This window comes from Mesorhizobium sp. WSM4842, from assembly GCF_055901575.1.
Genome location: NZ_CM148372.1, coordinates 5948376 through 5965797 on the forward strand (window position 1 = coordinate 5948376; position 17422 = coordinate 5965797).

Genomic DNA, 17422 nt, shown 5'->3' on the forward strand with positions numbered 1-17422 from the left:
AGGCTTCGAACTGTCTTTAGCTGATATCGTTGAAGTCACGGGCGTGGGGGTTCCGATAGTTCTTTATTGGCGGAGAAGTCAACCTAAGAGCTTGGAGCACAAGTCTTGTAGGTCGAGCCTGCCTGAGCGGGCTGCCCGCATAGGATGCCATCCTCGGCGAGCTTCGCAGCCAGATCCGTGCCATCGGATGTGAGGCACTGCACAACGACGGCGTCTCCAAGTCTTGGCCCGATTTTGCCGTCGCAAGGCGTCCCCGTGCCGAGGGGCTTGCACGTCAGGGCGAGCCCTTGATAATTTCGGCGCATGGCCTCGATGACCATGGCGCGCATGAATTGGGGTTTCGAAAATGCGACACCGCATAGCACGATCTTGCGATTGGCGACCCGCAAATCGTCAATCGACCGGACGGCAAGTTTGCCGTCAAACGGGCTGAGGGCCGCAACCGGGTTCGGGGCCGGCGCGTGAACATTTGTTCCCTTGGTGATGACGATCACAAGAAAGCCGACGGCAAATGCCAGCGCTAGAAAGGCAAGTATCACAACCGTCCTGACCGACAAGTCCCCACTTCCCTATTCCCCGCCGTAACTGGGCGTTGATCCTACCACCGGCCTGGCGTTTCGCGTCTCTTCGCAACAAGCAAGGCTTCGTGTCTGACGACCTCCTCCTCCGTAAATCTGGATCCCACTTTGGTCGCGGGGTTTCCCACAACTATTGCGTAAGAAGGCACATCCTTTGTAACCACCGAAGCGGCACCGATGACCGCCCCTCTTCCTATTCGAATGCCTGATAGCAAGGTTGCGCCAAAGCCAATCCAAACGTCATCTTCCACCTGAATCGCATCCTCGGCCCGCGCTAGCTTACCGCCGTTCGCATGCACCCACGGCGCATCAACTATGAAACTGCCAAGGTGTCGCATATCATGATCTTTACGACCCACAATCCCAACAAAGCTCGAGATTAGTACACCATCCCCAATTTTACCATCGCATGCGATCCAGCAATACGAACCAATGCTAACGTTCTGTCCGATGACGAGCCGCCTTGGTGAAGTTATATAGCTCCCTCTTCCAACGGCAAAACCTGGCCCAACCTCGACGTTCCGCCTCAAAGCAAGTACGCGGTATAGTCGCCGAACAATTCGACGGAGCAGTATATTCATAGTCTCCGATCTCGAATTATGCGTTTGAGCATTCCGGCCTTCGTCGTTATCAGGCTCAGCCAAGCTTCGCGCGAGCGCGATAAGCAATCAATTGCCCAATAATCCACGCGAATATCAGACGGTAAATCGAAGTCAAATCGCCCAGGTGGGATTTTTTTGTATAGATATCTCAATACGTTCCAGCGGCTTGAATGAGTACCTTCGAAAAATCCTGAGTTCGCAACCAAGGGTCTTGGCGGGAAAACCGAAACACCACCTTGCATAAAAACATAGTAGTTCCAGACTAAGAACCAGCTATCGATACGCCGCTGAGCGGCAAAGCGGAGCATTGCCGTATAATCCCGATACCCTGAAAGATTAAACGCCATACGAAATGATCGCGACGAAATATCCTGCGGGCGAATAGGCAGATCGATATCGAATTTCAGCCATGCACGTCGCCATGTTGCCCAACCCCACGGGTGCGTACTTGGCAAGACCAGGGAGCGGTCATGAGATGAGACGCCCTTAGCAAGCGGTATATGCGCACAGATACTAAACACCTTAGAGCAAGACTCATACTTCTTTAAAGCACAGTTAAAGTATGTTAGCATGTCTTCTGACGCGACCAGATCGTCCTCCAAAACAATTACCCTGTCGTATTCATCCAACATCTGTCCGACACCAAGATAAATCGATTTGCGAAGCCCATAATTAATCTCCCTCTTTATTACTGTTATGCTTGGATGCTTAACTTCAGAAAGGTATCTTATCACTCCATCTACCTTTGCGGCATCTTCTATAGTTTTGGGAGCGTCCACATATATCCGCACGGGAGAGGCCCGAAACTGGCTGCACGCCTCGAGCGACTCAATCAACGCCCGTAGTCTATCCACCCGTTTGTAAGCAAAAATTACAATCGCAGCGAATTCGGCAGTAAACACTTGCGCCAAAATCGGAACTCCCTCCCAAATAGACCCCAGCCTTATTTTATGGCTTACTTCAACGTCGCGAATGCACGTTTTTGAACGATCCCCGACCGTAGTGATGATTCTGGATAGCCGGGTGAAGTTGCATAGCTGCAGGCCACCGGTCAATTGCCAGTCAAGATCTATATTTCTGGTAAGAAATACGGTCGATGCCATCGCCTCCTTCCAAGCAGCGCGACTATTTCCACAAATCCACTATAATGGAAAGCGGGCGTGGACGAGCCGCAACACGAGGGTCTCTATATGATGCCCGCAGTACCCGCCCATATGATTCATCCACAGGCTTAACGATCGCGCTCCCGTCCGGATTGTAGCCTTCAAGCACCTCCCAGTTCGAGAACGGGCTTCCGATTGCGAGCGCAGCAACGCTTTCGTAAGTCGGAAACCACAAATGCCCGCCGGCAGTGACAACACCATTCTTAAACTTCCCGCCGCCACCGGGGTCGAATACGATGCGGTCGCCATCCTTGACCGAGCGATCCTGATACATATCGAAACGGTAATCAGGCATGCTCATCCGGAGCAACCCGCCTGGCTTCAGCACGGCATAGATATACGTTAATATCTGTGGCAGTTTCTCATAGGATATATGTTCAAAAACGTCCTCGGATTGGTAGATATCAATACATTCTTTCACTGGCATCGGCTGGGTTACATCGTGACCGATATTGCGAGGTGAAGGGCTGTAGGGCGTCAATCCTATATGTGTGTGGAACTGGGGAAGATTGCGTGTCAGCCGGCCCGCGTAGAGCTTGCCGGATGATCGCGCATCATCCCAGGTTGCAACACGAAGCCCCAATGTCGCGAGGCGCCGCTCAATCTCGTCGGCAATCTTTCCGTACATTTTGTTTCTCCAACCAATCAACTGACAAAAGGCTCATTTTCTCGCGAAGGAATTCGGGGACGGCTATGACAATGAAACTTCCTGGAAGCGTTCAGCCGGCCAAAAACTTCACCGCGTGGAAGGAATTTTCATAGCCGCCACGCAATATCTGCAGCAGAGATCGGTGGCTGAGATGATCCCAGAAATTTTGAAAAAGTCGCATGCCTCGTCTTGCTGATATCTAGTCTGCAGGTCTTGTTGCGCTGATGACGAAACCTGAACAGAAGATGCTCCAGTTCAGGGCCGCGCAAAGATTCTCGAACAGAGCGACGAAAAGATAGGCAGGCATGAAGAAAGCGAAATAGTCGCTGGCGCGGTAGAATGGCATGACGTCGACCCGATCGAACCCGTGACTGCGAAACAGCTCCGCCATCTCGGACGGAGCGCAATGATCGAAAAAGGCCGGATAGCCGGTAACGCCGACCGCGGAGGGCCGGAGGTACGGGATCAACCATCGTTGCATAACGGGTCCGACGAGCCGCAACGCTATCGAATAGGGGTGCCACTTCGAGGGCATATAGTGGTGCGTCACGCCACCGGGCCTTAGCACCAAAAACATCGAACGCGCCGCCGCCTCGTTGTCCGGTACATGCTCCATCAATGTGATCGAAATGAGCATATCTGCCTCGACATTGACCGGCTGCTCGATCGACTGGACGATAAATCGATCGTAGATGGTATAGCAGTCAGGCCTCTCCTCGATATCCAGGCCAATATAGCTAAAACCGTGGCCGCGCTGCAGAAGCGGCCGATCGATCCCGCCGACCTCGAGGATCGCAGAAGGCCTAAGGCGCGTAATGTCGTCGGCGATACGGCGTTCGAGCTCCGCTTTGTAGGACGGGGCACCGAAAACCTTGGGAAAATGGCGCTCCAACCACGCGGCGGCGTTCCTGTTCCAGCCAATGAACTTCTTGAGAATCACCGCACTCCTTTTTCGTACCAGAGGTTCTTGCTTATTCGAGCGGCCCGCGCCGCGCTTCGACAGGTGCGAACGGTTTGGATATGCATTCATCGAAACAAAAACTGAAGGCGCGACACCTGAATCCGTTTAAACGCGATGCGCGTTAGTGCAAAGTGATTGCGTCGCCGCTAATTTTTGCCAGCGTGGCGTGGCGACCATTGATCGTCAGCGGATAGGTGCGCCCCTGGCAGTCGACCCTTGCCGAGGAAACGTCGTTATCTGCCTGCCAGGGGTTGATCACCAGCGCCACGCAGCCCTCTTTTGCTACGTCGAACACACGCACCAACGGCCGTCTCTCCCTCCAAAGTACGTTAGCAGGCTCCCCCGGCACGAGGCGCCCTCTGCCGATCAGGCCGGACACGGTCGACAGCCGGGACAGAGTATGGGTGAACAACGGCAGTTGGGAATATGGCAAGGGATCGCCCGGTTTAACGGTGAGCTCATGGCCCCACAACACAACGGCGCGAGCCCCGCTGAAATAGGGTACCAGTGTCATGGCTTCGACAAGGAACGGATCCACCAAGGGCGTGGCTTGCCGCCAATCCGGACCGTAGTACCGCAACCATAGATAGGCAAAAATCGGTTTACCGCTCATTTGCTCCGATCGATAATAATTTTGCTCAATCTGTGTCGCTATGTAAAATACCGAATCCGGCTTTGGATCCGGGAGATACGCTTCTGTAATTATAAAGTCCACGTACGGATCTATACTCTCCCATAGTTTCAAGTCAAAACTATGCTTTTCGGCAAAATCCTTTGCGGTATAATCTTTAATCGTGTCTCTCTCTTTGAAGAATGGCGCAGGCCCGAAGATGCCAACGACTGCGTCTTTGTAGCGTTCGCGGGTCCACTTGACCGGCAGCACGAACCACGTCGCCCATTCCTTCCAATACGAGTCCTCAAACTCGACAAACGATGAAAAAAAACGCCTGTCGATAGCGTTGAATACCCAAGCCTTCAAGGCCGACCGCTGAAATACAAATTCTATGTCGTGAACGTAGATACCACCGGGGGGAGGAGGGAAAATATCGATATTTCGCCTGATGATCCGCTCGAAGAAGTCAGGCTTTCGCCAGGGGTTCGAATTCAGTTTCCCCAGAAATGTGTCGATATTCTCCCGCTGCTTCCCGGGATAATCGGCGAACGTGTTTTGGATCGTCACCGGCAGGAACCCGTGGCAGAGTGCCGCCGCCGCATGGATACCGCCACCGCTGTCGTAAACGTTCCAGAATGCCTTCAGTCCGCCTTCCAGTCCAAATGCCCGTACATGGTCCCACCCGGGAGCGGTCGGGCACTGTGGCGCCGATAGAGCCTGCGGTGCGTATAGCGCCGTCAGCCATATAGAAAGCGCAGCGACGCCCAAACCAACTTTGGAAACTTTGCTCATAAGCGACCAGCCTTCATGTGTGCCGCCGACACACTCAATCCCGGTCGGCAGGGCGCGCATACACCGCAACGTAAGCCAGCGGAAAGCGCCACGCGGCTCTTTCGTTAAGGCGCCTTATCATTGGGAGCAATTTTGCAATCGTCCAGCCATGGTAGGGGATTCGCGCCAACGGTCTCCAGACGCCTCCCAGAAGCTTGCCCGTAAGGTCGCTCCAGGCATCGAAGGCACCGCCCGCCTCGACAATCTCCACGGGCGGAACGCGGTGCTTGAGACCGAAATGCGCCAAAGCGAACTTTGTGTAGCGAAAATGGTCGTGCGGCTCCTCGTGAAGATAGTACAAAAATGGAACGCCGACAATTATGTGTCCACCCGGTTTAAGCATCCTGGAGATTTCCGAAAACAATTGATCAGGTTCGGCGAGGTGCTCAAGGACATCGGTCAGCAGAATCGTATCGAAGGATCGATCCTCAAATGGAAGAGGCTTATTAAGATCAACTTCAAAATCGAGGTCAAATCTTTGATGCGCCGAATTGGCCCAATCTGCCCACAAGTACTCATCGACCACGCCGCGATATATTCCAGTTAGTGGAGCGTTGCCGCAGCCTAAATCGACAAGTCGCCCGCGCGCATATTTCCGAATCGCATGCTCGTACGCAGCGACCTGAAGGTCGCACATAAGCCGAGAGATCACGCCGCTATTCCTAGAGCCCCGCCAACGTCCATCGTGAAGCTCATATTTCGTAGGAACCCACGCGTTCTTAGGCCTCGAAACCGATTTATCCATAGTTAATCCTTCCAACATATTGATGCCGGCGATTCTCAAATATTATAATCCCGAAAGTTAGCCAAACCACTGGATCAAAAAAGAAAAGTTTTGATACGATGAAAGGAAGAAATAGCACAACAAAAATCCCACCCCAGCGCCGAAATAGTTGGATACATAACGCAGCCAATATCAACACGGTAGGTATTATACCAAGGTAGAAAGACATATTGAATACGGTACCGAGGTCCTGCGGCGACAAGCAGTAATCACAAAATGTCCTCGGGAGAGGCGAACCGAAAAGCATCCCCTCCCCCAATGAGTCCTGCCACGCGCGAAATGCCTGGGCTTTATAGTAGCCAGACCCTTTTCCCTCCTCAGTGCTGAAGCGATCTGCGAAGTATTCGGCATACTCAGAACCGAAAAGCTGCGATGCAATCAAGGGTATCGAAATGATGAGCAGTGACACCGAAAACAGAACTATCGCCACACGTAGAATTTTCGGGATGTGACGATTGAGTATCGTGAACTCGATTGCAAAACAGACGAGATAGACGGCGGCACCAACAATTGCCCACGCAGCCAAGGTCGCTACTGTGCTGAGCATTGCAAAAAGATCCAGAAAATTAACGATCCGTCGCCTAACCAGACACCTTAGCAGGACAAATATATAGATGGTATTTGAGTAATTTCCGGGCTCTATCTGAAATCCAGAAAGACGAACCTGGTTCATCATTACGCCAGCGCGAGAAGCGCTAAATGGAAATATAATACCATGTAAATCAACAATCTGTCCGAACAGAATAAAGATAGCCAGAGCCAGGATCAAACCGGCAACGTTGAAAACAAGATAGGCCAAAAGCAAGACTTCAAGCCGTTTGCGCCAGGCAATTTGGGAGGCCACGCCGAATGCCAAGCCCCAGGTCATAAAAACTATTGACATTATCCAGAAATATGAAAGCTCTCCTGTATTAATTAGAAAAAAATAGAGCAAAAACGCAGAAATTATAGCAATATTAACATGAAATATAGAAATTCCGAACCGGATAACCATCACGCAAAGGAACGCAATCGCGGCCAGCGAGCGAATGAAGAATGCAACGCCAGCCGAACCCGGATCGTCGCTGATCTCAAGCTGCGTTGCAATCACCGTGAAAAGCGGGAAGAGGACGAGCCAATCGAGCAGGCCAATCGCCTTGGAGCTGGCGTCCCTACGGTAGCCGCTCACCGCTGGATATGATTTTGACGCGGCTAGCAAGAGCGCGCCTGCATCGATTGGAGAATGTCGATCAGCTCGCCAGAATTCGATGCTGAATGATAGCGAGCCTGCCAGATCTTGCGGGGCGCGGCGCGCGCCAGCTCACCTCCAGGTGAAAGCGCCTGCAGAACGCGCTCCGCCAAACGTTCCGAATCCTGCGCCTCGTCAAGCGAGACAAGCAACCCGGTCTCGCCATCGATCACCGCTTCCGGGGTACCATCGACGGCCGTCGCGATCACTGGTATCCCGAACGACATAGCCTCCATGATCGACACCGGGACCCCCTCAGACAAACTTAGATTGACGAAGATGTCGACATGGTTTTGTCGGTAGAAGCTCATCACCTCAAGGTTGTCGGTCTGCCCCCAAAGCTTGACCTCGAGGTTGGGCACCTCTTTTTCCAGGACAGAATTGACCTCCGTAAAATCTCCGCCACCAAAGTGATGCCACGAAATTTTCGCGTGCTTTGCCAGGGAGCGAACCAGCGCGGCGATCAGATGCACCCTTTTCACCGGAAATACATTGGAGCAACTGACTATCGTCAGCGACGTGTCTCCAGCCAGCCGCGGAGGGGATTGGCCCCTATCCGGCACGCCCAGACGGTTGACAGCGAAATTGGAGGTCAGCGCGCCAGGCCATTTCTCCTGGAAGTACGCAAGGCCATGCTCTGAAATGAAGAGATTCATGGCAGCGGCCGATGCGATTTCCTCACGCCAGGGAAAATATTGGGAGTTTCGCGATAGATAGGATCCGCTTTCCATGGCATGTTCGTAGAGATCCACTCGGTGATAGCGCACCGCGCAAGGCACATCGGCCTTGGCTAGCAAGGGGATTGCCAGATCGGGAACGTGCCCCCAATAGCTATAGGCCACCACCTCGGACGGCGCACCAAGAACTTCTCTTACCGCAGGAGATCGCTCGAGCGCCGCGCGATACATGGACCATAAAATCACACGGTAGATCAAACCAATATGAAGCCGCTTTTGGCGCCAGGCCAAGGACGCCACCTCCGGCCAAAAGAGTGACCAGGTCCGAAACTTGGCGAGTTGCAAAAGGTAGAATTTGTAACGCGACCGCTGGGAGTCCCAAATGGGCGGTTCCACGGTGACGTTCTCCGGAACTTCCCGCATTGGCCCGGAGCCGCTCATTGGGAAGATTGAAATGCGTTCAAAACCTTGGCTCAGAAAGGGCATCTCCAGGCCGATAAAAGGTTCGTAGTGGCCATACGGATAGTTGATCGTGAAAAGAAGAAGATGCTTTCTCAACGCCCCGACCCTTCGGCACCAGAAAAGTGATCCCTGGCCACAGAAAATGGTCGAGGGGTTCGCGAGATAACAAAGAACAAAACTATAAGCGAAATCATGTAGGGCATAGAAACGTATACTGATATTGAAACGGATCTCTCTAGGGACATACCGAACCAAGTCGGTATGAAAAAACCGCCCACAAAAATAGCATTTTGGACAATAGAAAGTATCAAGGCCATTTTCTGCTGGCGCGCGATAACTGGTACAGGGGCAAGAGAGGATAGAACGAAGTGTACAGCAACGTAGGGCGCAAATAATTCGGCCAAATGACCTGACGGGGCCCATTGTGATCCAAGCACAAGCGAAAACATTTGCACGCCGAACAATAGCAATACGAAAAACAATATCGCTCCAAGCAATGTCTGAAGTATCAACACCCTAACGACAGCGCCATCGAATCTGCCGGTCTTTTGCGCTAGCTGGTATGCCTCTACATAAAGAATCTGGGCGACCGCTATGCTGATAATCCCGGCAGGAATCGTCACGATGCGCTGCATCATGAAGTATTGACCTGCTTCCATCGAGGAAAAGAAGCCAACAATAATTACGATCAAGACAAAGCCACTTAGGCTATTAATTAAAAATTGCGGCAGACTAAATTTTGGAAAGGACTGATGTCGTAGAGCAACCAACAAAAGAGGCCTTCGCTGCCTGGGCTCGAAGACATTGAGTCGAAGATCGGACAGACAAGACCATCTACGCGTGGACAGGAGCAAGGCAGCGCCGACGCCTGACGCAAAGGTCTCGCCAATTATCAAGCCCCATGCGTTTGGCAAAATAGTCAGGCCCAAGGCAGCTTGTATCAGAATTGCGACCATCGCCTTGCAAAAGCGGCTGACGGAGATCCCCCCGTAGCTCTGCCTCCGTGAGGCAACCATGGTGAAGGTGGTGGTGATAGAGACAAAGAAGGCCGCAATGGACGCCAGTGGCCATGCCAAGCCGAGCGACGTATTGAAGATGAGGTCCAGATCACGCGCGAACAGCGTCAGCACGAGTGCGCTCGCCAGGGCCGAAACAATTGCCAAGCTGACGCACAGTGCCGTAAGCGCGATAACATGTCTCTCCTCGGCGACCATGATCGCCTGCTCGTAGCGCGCCGCAAAGCATGTGCCGAGCAATTGGCTGCCGAGAAAGAACATGGCAAACACGCCAAAGTCATTAGCGTTGAAGACGCGGGCCAGGACGGGGACTGCGAGAACGCCGAGGAGCTGCGCCGAAGCAGCACCCAGACCAAGTGTCAGCGTGTTGGTAAGCAGCTTCAGGTTCGAGTTCATGCTGAAACCACACGACTACCGAATGTATCCCTCGGCTGCGCGCCGGCGGGAACAAAGCCGTGTCGCGTGTCCGAGCAACTGAACCCTACGAGCCGTGATGTCTCGCACTTAAAGCGCACTGAAACGTCATGGTTTCTCCACATGCCCGGGCGCGAAAGGCCACCCCCAAATCTAATGCTTCTAGTCGGCGCATCGCGGCGTGCGCTCACGTTCTCACGTCTCGCTCAGGAAAGTAGCAACCATCCTCGCCTAACCTCGCCGTGCGAAAACGAACTGTCGAATTTTCCGCGCCGGTTTCGCGATAAGCGCAAAATCGACGGGACCGGATCCGAGCCAACGGCGCCTGGCACGCAACGCTTCGAGGTTGTGCCCGATATGCGAACGGAAGCTCCTTGTGCTGGCACCCCCGACCATCATGTCGACGAAGACCTGATCGATTGTCGCGATCCTGAATCCATGGAGTTCGACGGCCCTCAGCATCCAGTCGTAGTCGGAGGAAACTTTTAGCGTCAGGTCGAACGGCCCGACCTTTTCCGCAACGGCGCGCCGGACATAGAAGGTTGGGTGAGCAGGCATCCAGCCCGTACTGAACCCATTTTGAGGCCTTGGCTCCGCCCGCCAGCGGCGAACCACCCGCTTGCTGACGTGGTTGTCCACAAAGTCGAGATGGCCGTGGACAATGTCGTTTTCGGCAAGCGCCTCGCTGATCTTGCCGAGCGCGGAAGCGTCATGGAACGCGTCGTCCGCGTTAAGAGCCCCCATTGCCTCGCCCGTGCAAAGTGCGAGGCCCTTGTTCAGAGCGTCGTACATGCCTCGGTCCGGCTCGCTGACGATCTGCAGCCGCCCGTCGGCATAGGAACGAACGATCGAGAGCGTTTCGTCGGTCGAGGCTCCATCGACAACGACCAGTTCCTTGTCCTCATGATCTTGGGCAAAAAAACTGTCAAGCGTATGCCTGATTGTCGCCGCGGAGTTCCAACAGACGGTCAAGACCGAGATTTTCATGTCGACCCGGCCCAACGTCGCTTACTGTGCCGCAACGCGAATGCGATCCTCATCCAGGCGCCGGTGTTCGGATTCCCGTCTTACCGTTTCGAGGTCGGACCGGACCATTTCCTGGACCATCGCATCGAGCGAGGTTGTTGCCTTCCACCCGAGAACGCGCTCCGCTTTCGAAGGATCGCCGATCAGCAGCTCAACCTCGGTCGGCCTGAAATAGCGCGGATCCACCTCGATCAGGACAGCGCCTGATTTTGCATCGACGCCTTTTTCGTCAATACCGGAACCAACCCACTCGATCTCGATCCCGACCTCGCCAAACGCAAGCTCGACAAAGCGGCGGACCGAATTCTTTACGCCGGTTGCAAGGACGTAGTCGTCCGGCACTTCATGCTGAAGGATTCTCCACATGCCTTCGACGTAATCGCGGGCATGCCCCCAATCCCGTTCAGCCGACAGATTGCCGAGGTAGAGCTTGTCCTGGAGGCCGAGCCTGATTGCAGCCGCCGCGCGCGTGATCTTGCGGGTGACGAACGTCTCGCCGCGCATCGGGCTTTCATGATTGAACAGGATGCCGTTGGACGCATGGATATCGTAAGCTTCGCGGTAATTCACGGTGATCCAGTAGGCATAAATCTTTGCCGCCGCATATGGCGACCGAGGATAGAAAGGCGTCGTCTCCCGTTGCGGGATCTCCTGCACCTTGCCGTAGAGCTCGGAAGTCGAGGCCTGATAAAAACGCGTCCTTTTTGTCAGGCCAAGCAGCCGGATGGCTTCGAGGAGCCGCAATGTGCCGATCGCGTCGGCGTTCGCGGTATATTCCGCGGTCTCGAAGCTCACCTGGACATGCGATTGCGCGGCGAGATTGTATATCTCGTCTGGCTGCACTTCCTGGACGATGCGGATGAGGTTGGTGGCGTCGGTCATGTCGCCATAATGCAGCGACAGCCTTACGTCCTTCTCATGCGGATCCTGGTAGAGATTATCGATTCGACCGGTGTTGAACGACGAGGAACGCCGCTTAATGCCATGGACATCATAGCCCTTTGCCAAGAGAAGTTCCGCCAGATAGGCGCCATCTTGGCCGGTAATGCCGGTGATGAGTGCGGTTTTTCGGCTCATTTCGTTCCCTTCGGCAGCTTTAGAAACACAACCATATTCTCCAGTCAAACGACGGCGTTCGACCTATGGAGCAGACCAATTCAACTTGGCTATTATCGGGACCCAAACCCGCTTAGCATCGTTTTTAGGGTCCTCAGCACAATAACGATATCAAGCCATGGCGAGAAATTCTTGATGTAGTAGAAATCGTAATGCAGCTTCTCGATCTCGTCATCGTCGTCCGATACATATCCCTGATTCACCTGAGCCCACCCCGAAATTCCTGGACGAACGATGTTTCGGTAGCGATAGAACGGCAACGCTACGGAATAGTGGGAGGACAACACCGTTGCCTCGGGCCGTGGCCCAATCCAGCTCATCTCCGAACGCACGATGTTTATCAACTGCGGCAGTTCATCAATTCTGCTTCTTCGAAGGAAGCGACCGAGCCGGGTTACCCTGCTGTCACCCGGCTTCGTCACGGCAAGACTGCGAATGCTTGCCGCCTCAGGTGCGCTGACGGTCATCGTTCGGAACTTGTACACCGTAAACGATCTTCCGCCATAACCGAGGCGCTCCTGGCGAAATATGGCGGGCCCAGGAGATTCCAGCTTGATCACTATCGCAACCAGGATCAGGAATGGCGCTAGCATAATCAGGGCCAACAGGGCGCAGACCCAGTCGATCACCTGCTTGATCTTGAGATAGGCCTGGTTGGGATTAAGCGAACCCAACGTATTTTCGGACAAATGCTCGATTTCGACGCGACCGGTCAGCGATTCACTGATCTGCTTGACGTGATAGACAGGAACGCCTGCGAGAGCCTGGTCGGCTATGTAGCGCTCCCAATCATCGGATAGCTCGGCACGAAGGTCGGCAACAACGCCGCTCACGCGGTCAATGACCGTTTCGGGGGAGCGGAGCCAATGCCAATTCACGCCGCCAATCTCTTCAAGACGACTGACAGCCCCGCCTGGAACCACGGCGAGACTATACGGATCCAGGCGCCGGCTCAGGATGCTCAGACTGAAATACCAGAAGATTGACAGTGTCAAACTGCCGGCTGCCTGGAAAGCGCTGTAGTCAATTCGGAACAGGAAAATTGTTAGATATACAAGTCCGTAGGAAAGCGCAAATGTTGGCATAATATAACCAGCAGCCGCAACGCCAGGCAGATTGATTATTCGGCGAAAGAAAAAAAAGCCTGCAGTATGGGCGACGATGCCTGCGAAAATCGTAATCTGAACGTTTGAGTAATACAATACATTTTGACCGATCAGCATCCTAACCAGCGCGGGAGTTAGAATTGCAAAAGCCAATCCACCGAGAAGCTGAAACCTAATCCGGTGCAGCAGGTGCCGCTGGCTTTGCGGCTTTATGATGGGAGCATTCAATTCCAAGCACTCACTGGCATATCGGTAAAGAATTCGACCATTCTCAATTTTCGGGGCTCGATAATTCTTCGATCCGACAATAAGGATTTCAAATCAAAATTCATCGACCGGTCAACCGATATACCGATGGAGCCGGTGCAGCAGCCCTCGGCTGTCCCATCTGTTTTCGCCTGCTTCCAAAAGGCACAATCTCCAACAATGGCTACCGCACTCCCGGGTGAAACCCGAAAGCCGACTTTGCAGCAGCTTGCATCGCATAACGTCAATTATGCGATCGCGACGAGTTCCCTTGAATCCATGTCAACGGGGATCTCGCCATTCATGATGGCAACCAGCACTCGGGCCCTTCCGGCTGGATCGAGCCGGTCAAGGCGACCGATCATCTCCGCGAAAGGACCTGAAAGAATCCGAACCGATGCGCCCGCAGCAAGGCCTCCACTGAAATCAAGCAGGCCGTCCCTGCCAGTCAGGGCAATGAACCGCTCCACCAACCCCGACGGGACCGGCAATGGCCGTTCGCCCTGCATGATGAGTGAGCGCACACCGAACGTTCCATTGACCGAGCGCCACCGCTGCAGCGCGACATCGAGGGCGATGAACATGTAACCTGGAAAATAGGTCGCCGGTCGCGTCTCGATGCGCCGGGCATGACGTGTGGTCTTCTCGCAGCGAGGTACAAACGAGTGAAACCCCTGTATCCGGAGATGCCGTTCGGCGACGTCTTCTTTTCCCGGAAATACGCTGGCGGCATACCAGCGTGCTGCGGTGCCGGTTGAGGCCCGTTGCGGCGATACAGTCGCCTTAACAGTTGTTTTTTCCGGGGTGATCACAAGTATCCTTCTCGGCGGTCTTTGGCACGGTCGGGGCAAGCGTTACGACAGCGCGAAGATACCAGCAAGCAACCATGTCGCGAGAATCGATGCGGTTGATCGAATCCTGCTAATTGTCCACTACTTTAGCTGCGCCTAAAAGTCATCGCGCCGCTTTCTTTTTTAGCTATCCAGCAGCGGTATCGAGCAATTGCTCCGATATGTAGCTGCCTGGTTACGCTGGCTCGCGACGAATCGCCGGCTGTTCTGGTGCTTAATCGGTCGATTTGAACATAGTGTGACGATATCGTTAGCAAAGCGTTACGGAGCAGAAGCCGAACCGATTGGCGTTTCTGTCCAGTAGCCCTTCATTGTTCGTCGTCGTCACGCCGGCGTGCGTTGACGAAAGTCCGACAGGCCGTCGCTGAAACAGACCACGCAATCACCCGCCTGTGGTTGCGTGGACTCGATCAGTGCCGCCGATCTGTCGACCAGAGTTCAGGAGCGTTTGAGCAGCGACCAGACGGCTGGCACAAGGCTCGCCGCCAAGCCGACCTTGATCAGGTCGCCGACGATGAAGGGCACGACGCCGAACTGCCATGATTTTTCCGGGCCGATGAGCAGTGCCAGCCAGGCAAAGCCCATCGCCATCATGACGATTTCGGCAACCAGCATCGTGTTGAAGAGCTTGACCGGATGGCGATCCCAACCGCGATCGGCGGCCCAGCCGACGATCGCCGCCATGACCACGAAGCCGGCAAGATAACCGCCGGTCGAGCCGAGCATGTAAGCGATGCCGATGCCCTTTTCCGGCGTGCCCTGGAAGACCGGCAAGCCGATGGCGCCCTCCGCCATGTAGAGAAGCAGCGTGGCGACGCCGAGGCGCATGCCGAATGCTGCGGCGATCAGAAAGACGGCTAAGGTCTGCATCGAGATGTCGACCGGCCCGAGCAGAACTCTGGTCTTGGCCGACAAGGTCAGCACCAGCGTTCCAACGATCGCCAGCAGAAGCTGCGTCGCCAGGCGGGCCGCGCCCTTTTCGGGCAGAGCGAGAGAAACAAGCGGTGTCGTTGCAATTGCCATGGTCTTCCTCATTGCGGACTGCCGCAGATCGCGGCCTTGCGTTTTCCTATATTGGCTTCCGTGTTATGCGGCAATCGGTTTTGCCGTCTCTAAAGCGCGTCGCGTTTGACCGGCCTCATGCGACGCGCTTTAGGTTGTTGTTTTATGCATGTCGTTATCGCAAAACCGCTGCACACTTTTGCGCGACATGCATTGGAACAGAGCTGAACGACATTCGCTATGGCGCTGAAATTCGACACAGACTTCGACCCGTCCTACGGCCAGGGCGTGACCGTTGCGCCCGACGTGCTCCGGATTACCGCGAAAAACCCCAGCCCGTTCACCTTTTACGGCACCAACAGCTACATCGTCGGACGCAAGACGCTGGCGGTGATCGATCCGGGACCGGATGACGATGCGCATCTCAAGACGCTGCTCGAGGTGATCGGAGACAGGCCGGTCAGCCATATTTTCGTCAGCCACACGCATCGCGACCATTCTCCGTTGGCAGCGCGGCTGAAGCAGCACACCGGCGCAATCGTCCTGGCCGAAGGCCCGCATCGGCCGGCGAGGCCACTGCGTATAGGTGAAATCAATCCGCTCGACGCCAGCGCCGATACCGCCTTTTATCCGCATATCGCGCTTGCCGACGATACGGTGATCGACGGCGACGGTTGGGCGATCAGAACGGTGCTGACGCCGGGCCATACCGCCAATCATGCAGCCTTTGCGCTGGAAGGAACCGGTGTCCTGTTCTCGGCCGATCACGTCATGGCTTGGTCAACCTCCATCGTTGCGCCGCCGGACGGCGCCATGGCCGACTACATGGCCTCGCTGCATCGGCTGATCGAGCGCGACGACCGCCTGCTGCTGCCCGGCCATGGCGGGCCGGTGACCGCGCCGCGCAGTTTCATGCGCGAGTTGAAGACGCATCGCCAAATGCGCGAACGCGCGATCCTGGAGCGGATCAGAAGCGGCGACCGGACGATCGAGGAGATGGTCGCGGCGATCTACAGGGATACCGACCCGCGCCTGCACGGCGCGGCCGGGCTGTCGGTGCTTGCCCATCTGGAGGATCTGGTGGCCCGCGGCCTCATCACCACCGACGGCGACCCGGCGATCGACGGCATATTCAGGCCGCCTGGCTAAGATCCAGCCACGAACAACGCTCCTGAAAGCTCAGAACCGGATGGAACGCTCTGCCGGTTGAGGCGACTTCAGACCCTGGCAAGAGCATTCCGGATTGGCCGGAAGTCGCGCGGCGGTCTCCAGCGCAACCCGCGAGGCTGTCATGGAGAGATTGGGCAGCACGTCCTCCTGCAGCAATTTCCGGCGATTGCGGTCCATATAGTCGTTGAAGCCCGCGGTGACGAACGCACAGGGCACGAAGCAAGCGCCGATCTCGCGCGCCAAGGTGGCCTCGGGGGCGATGGAATGGTTAAGCACATCCGCCCCCATGCCGCGATACGCCAAAGCCTCGGCTGGGGTTGTCAGTCGCGGCCCGTAACAGTGGGCAGCCACCAACTGCTGTTCGATGCCATGAACGCGGCATTCGGCTGGCCAATGACGGCGGGCCGTCTCAACCAGAACCGCCGCACATCTTGGACATACGATCTGCTTGCCCGAACAGTCAAAACTCTGGCGGTCAGGAAGCAGTGAAAACGGGGTCTGGGTCAGTTCGATGATATCGGCGGTCACCACCATGTCGCCAGGCTGGATCGCCTTGTTGACGGCGCCAACGGTCGAGCAGGCGAGAACTTGCCGTACACCCGCCCGCATCAATACCCAGAATGCGCGGCGATGGCAGGAATGGTCGATATGATCGCGGGGATTGCCGTGCGAATACATGCACAGCGCGCGCTTCGCTCTCCCTTCGGCTGTAATCGAGGCATCGAACTCGAGCAACTTCCAGTTGTCGGTGCGACCGAAAGGCGTTTCAAAACTCATGTCGCGCCGCAACGTACGCACGCCATCGAATTCGACATCTTCAGGGAAGGCAAGCCCCCAGTTTGCCGACCCGGTGATGATGGCCAACCCTACCTGAGGTATGTCCGTCATATCGTCGGCTGCGTGATGATTGGCAGGCATGCTTTCAGT

Annotated in this window: 17 protein-coding genes; 1 reads left to right on the forward strand and 16 read right to left on the reverse strand. The window is 55.1% G+C overall.

Features of this window, described 5'->3' with window-relative positions; translation table 11 throughout:
• Positions 1 to 83: 83 nt before the first annotated feature.
• The 15 genes from AC0NIE_RS28870 to AC0NIE_RS28940 all read right to left on the reverse strand — a co-directional run bounded on the left by AC0NIE_RS28870 (position 84) and on the right by AC0NIE_RS28940 (position 15346).
• Positions 84 to 557 carry a hypothetical protein gene (locus tag AC0NIE_RS28870; protein ID WP_473484643.1) on the reverse strand — a complete coding sequence of 158 codons (474 nt, stop codon included), beginning with the start codon at positions 555 to 557 and terminating at the stop codon, positions 84 to 86.
• A 41-nt stretch (positions 558 to 598) separates the two neighbouring features.
• A complete protein-coding gene (locus AC0NIE_RS28875; RefSeq protein WP_473613617.1) occupies positions 599 to 1159 on the reverse strand; it encodes a CatB-related O-acetyltransferase in 561 nt (186 codons plus the stop codon).
• The gene (locus tag AC0NIE_RS28880) at positions 1156 to 2283 is read right to left on the reverse strand and encodes a glycosyltransferase family 2 protein (protein ID WP_473484641.1); all 1128 of its coding nucleotides are present in this window, start codon (positions 2281 to 2283) and stop codon (positions 1156 to 1158) included. Before AC0NIE_RS28880 ends, AC0NIE_RS28875 begins: the two co-directional genes overlap by 4 nt.
• 22 nt (positions 2284 to 2305) lie before the next feature.
• Positions 2306 to 2971, reverse strand: a complete 666-nt coding sequence (locus AC0NIE_RS28885; protein WP_473484639.1) for a class I SAM-dependent methyltransferase — start codon at positions 2969 to 2971, stop codon at positions 2306 to 2308.
• A 220-nt stretch (positions 2972 to 3191) separates the two neighbouring features.
• Complete coding sequence (locus tag AC0NIE_RS28890; protein ID WP_473484636.1) at positions 3192 to 3932, reverse strand: methyltransferase domain-containing protein; 741 nt, start codon at positions 3930 to 3932, stop codon at positions 3192 to 3194.
• Between the two features lie 142 nt (positions 3933 to 4074).
• Complete coding sequence (locus AC0NIE_RS28895; RefSeq protein ID WP_473484633.1) at positions 4075 to 5358, reverse strand: hypothetical protein; 1284 nt, start codon at positions 5356 to 5358, stop codon at positions 4075 to 4077.
• 34 nt (positions 5359 to 5392) lie between these two features.
• On the reverse strand, positions 5393 to 6049 hold the full coding sequence (locus tag AC0NIE_RS28900) for a class I SAM-dependent methyltransferase (RefSeq protein WP_473484632.1): 657 nt from the start codon (positions 6047 to 6049) through the stop codon (positions 5393 to 5395).
• An 85-nt stretch (positions 6050 to 6134) separates the two neighbouring features.
• On the reverse strand, positions 6135 to 7349 hold the full coding sequence (locus AC0NIE_RS28905; protein ID WP_473484630.1) for a hypothetical protein: 1215 nt from the start codon (positions 7347 to 7349) through the stop codon (positions 6135 to 6137).
• 23 nt (positions 7350 to 7372) lie between these two features.
• On the reverse strand, positions 7373 to 8644 hold the full coding sequence (locus tag AC0NIE_RS28910; RefSeq protein ID WP_473484627.1) for a glycosyltransferase: 1272 nt from the start codon (positions 8642 to 8644) through the stop codon (positions 7373 to 7375).
• Positions 8641 to 9960, reverse strand: a complete 1320-nt coding sequence (locus AC0NIE_RS28915) for a lipopolysaccharide biosynthesis protein (RefSeq protein WP_473484624.1) — start codon at positions 9958 to 9960, stop codon at positions 8641 to 8643. Before AC0NIE_RS28915 ends, AC0NIE_RS28910 begins: the two co-directional genes overlap by 4 nt.
• A gap of 249 nt (positions 9961 to 10209) precedes the next feature.
• The gene (locus tag AC0NIE_RS28920; RefSeq protein ID WP_473484622.1) at positions 10210 to 10965 is read right to left on the reverse strand and encodes a glycosyltransferase family 2 protein; all 756 of its coding nucleotides are present in this window, start codon (positions 10963 to 10965) and stop codon (positions 10210 to 10212) included.
• Between the two features lie 21 nt (positions 10966 to 10986).
• Entirely contained in the window at positions 10987 to 12081 is a 1095-nt protein-coding gene (gene gmd / locus AC0NIE_RS28925) for a GDP-mannose 4,6-dehydratase (RefSeq protein WP_473484620.1), read from the reverse strand.
• Positions 12082 to 12173: 92 nt separating this feature from the next.
• Positions 12174 to 13454, reverse strand: a complete 1281-nt coding sequence (locus AC0NIE_RS28930) for a sugar transferase (RefSeq protein ID WP_473484618.1) — start codon at positions 13452 to 13454, stop codon at positions 12174 to 12176.
• A 266-nt stretch (positions 13455 to 13720) separates the two neighbouring features.
• The gene (gene nusG, locus AC0NIE_RS28935) at positions 13721 to 14284 is read right to left on the reverse strand and encodes a transcription termination/antitermination protein NusG (protein ID WP_473484616.1); all 564 of its coding nucleotides are present in this window, start codon (positions 14282 to 14284) and stop codon (positions 13721 to 13723) included.
• A 477-nt stretch (positions 14285 to 14761) separates the two neighbouring features.
• Complete coding sequence (locus AC0NIE_RS28940; RefSeq protein WP_473484612.1) at positions 14762 to 15346, reverse strand: biotin transporter BioY; 585 nt, start codon at positions 15344 to 15346, stop codon at positions 14762 to 14764.
• A 219-nt stretch (positions 15347 to 15565) separates the two neighbouring features.
• Here AC0NIE_RS28940 and AC0NIE_RS28945 point away from each other — a divergent pair, with 219 nt between their 5' ends.
• On the forward strand, positions 15566 to 16474 hold the full coding sequence (locus tag AC0NIE_RS28945) for an MBL fold metallo-hydrolase (RefSeq protein WP_473484609.1): 909 nt from the start codon (positions 15566 to 15568) through the stop codon (positions 16472 to 16474).
• Positions 16475 to 16504: 30 nt separating this feature from the next.
• Here AC0NIE_RS28945 and AC0NIE_RS28950 read toward each other — a convergent pair whose 3' ends face one another.
• Entirely contained in the window at positions 16505 to 17413 is a 909-nt protein-coding gene (locus AC0NIE_RS28950) for a phosphorylase family protein (RefSeq protein ID WP_473485125.1), read from the reverse strand.
• Positions 17414 to 17422 lie beyond the last annotated feature (9 nt).

Bases quoted from the DNA above. Each gene is read 5' to 3' on its own strand.
- AC0NIE_RS28885 (WP_473484639.1), bottom strand. From the start codon at position 2,971: ATGTACGGAAAGATTGCCGACGAGATTGAGCGGCGCCTCGCGACATTG.
- gmd (WP_473484620.1), bottom strand. From the start codon at position 12,081: ATGAGCCGAAAAACCGCACTCATCACCGGCATTACCGGCCAAGATGGC.
- AC0NIE_RS28945 (WP_473484609.1), top strand. From the start codon at position 15,566: ATGGCGCTGAAATTCGACACAGACTTCGACCCGTCCTACGGCCAGGGC.
- AC0NIE_RS28895 (WP_473484633.1), bottom strand. From the start codon at position 5,358: ATGAGCAAAGTTTCCAAAGTTGGTTTGGGCGTCGCTGCGCTTTCTATA.
- AC0NIE_RS28950 (WP_473485125.1), bottom strand. From the start codon at position 17,413: ATGCCTGCCAATCATCACGCAGCCGACGATATGACGGACATACCTCAG.
- AC0NIE_RS28940 (WP_473484612.1), bottom strand. From the start codon at position 15,346: ATGGCAATTGCAACGACACCGCTTGTTTCTCTCGCTCTGCCCGAAAAG.
- AC0NIE_RS28875 (WP_473613617.1), bottom strand. From the start codon at position 1,159: ATGAATATACTGCTCCGTCGAATTGTTCGGCGACTATACCGCGTACTT.
- AC0NIE_RS28880 (WP_473484641.1), bottom strand. From the start codon at position 2,283: ATGGCATCGACCGTATTTCTTACCAGAAATATAGATCTTGACTGGCAA.
- AC0NIE_RS28920 (WP_473484622.1), bottom strand. From the start codon at position 10,965: ATGAAAATCTCGGTCTTGACCGTCTGTTGGAACTCCGCGGCGACAATC.
- AC0NIE_RS28915 (WP_473484624.1), bottom strand. From the start codon at position 9,960: ATGAACTCGAACCTGAAGCTGCTTACCAACACGCTGACACTTGGTCTG.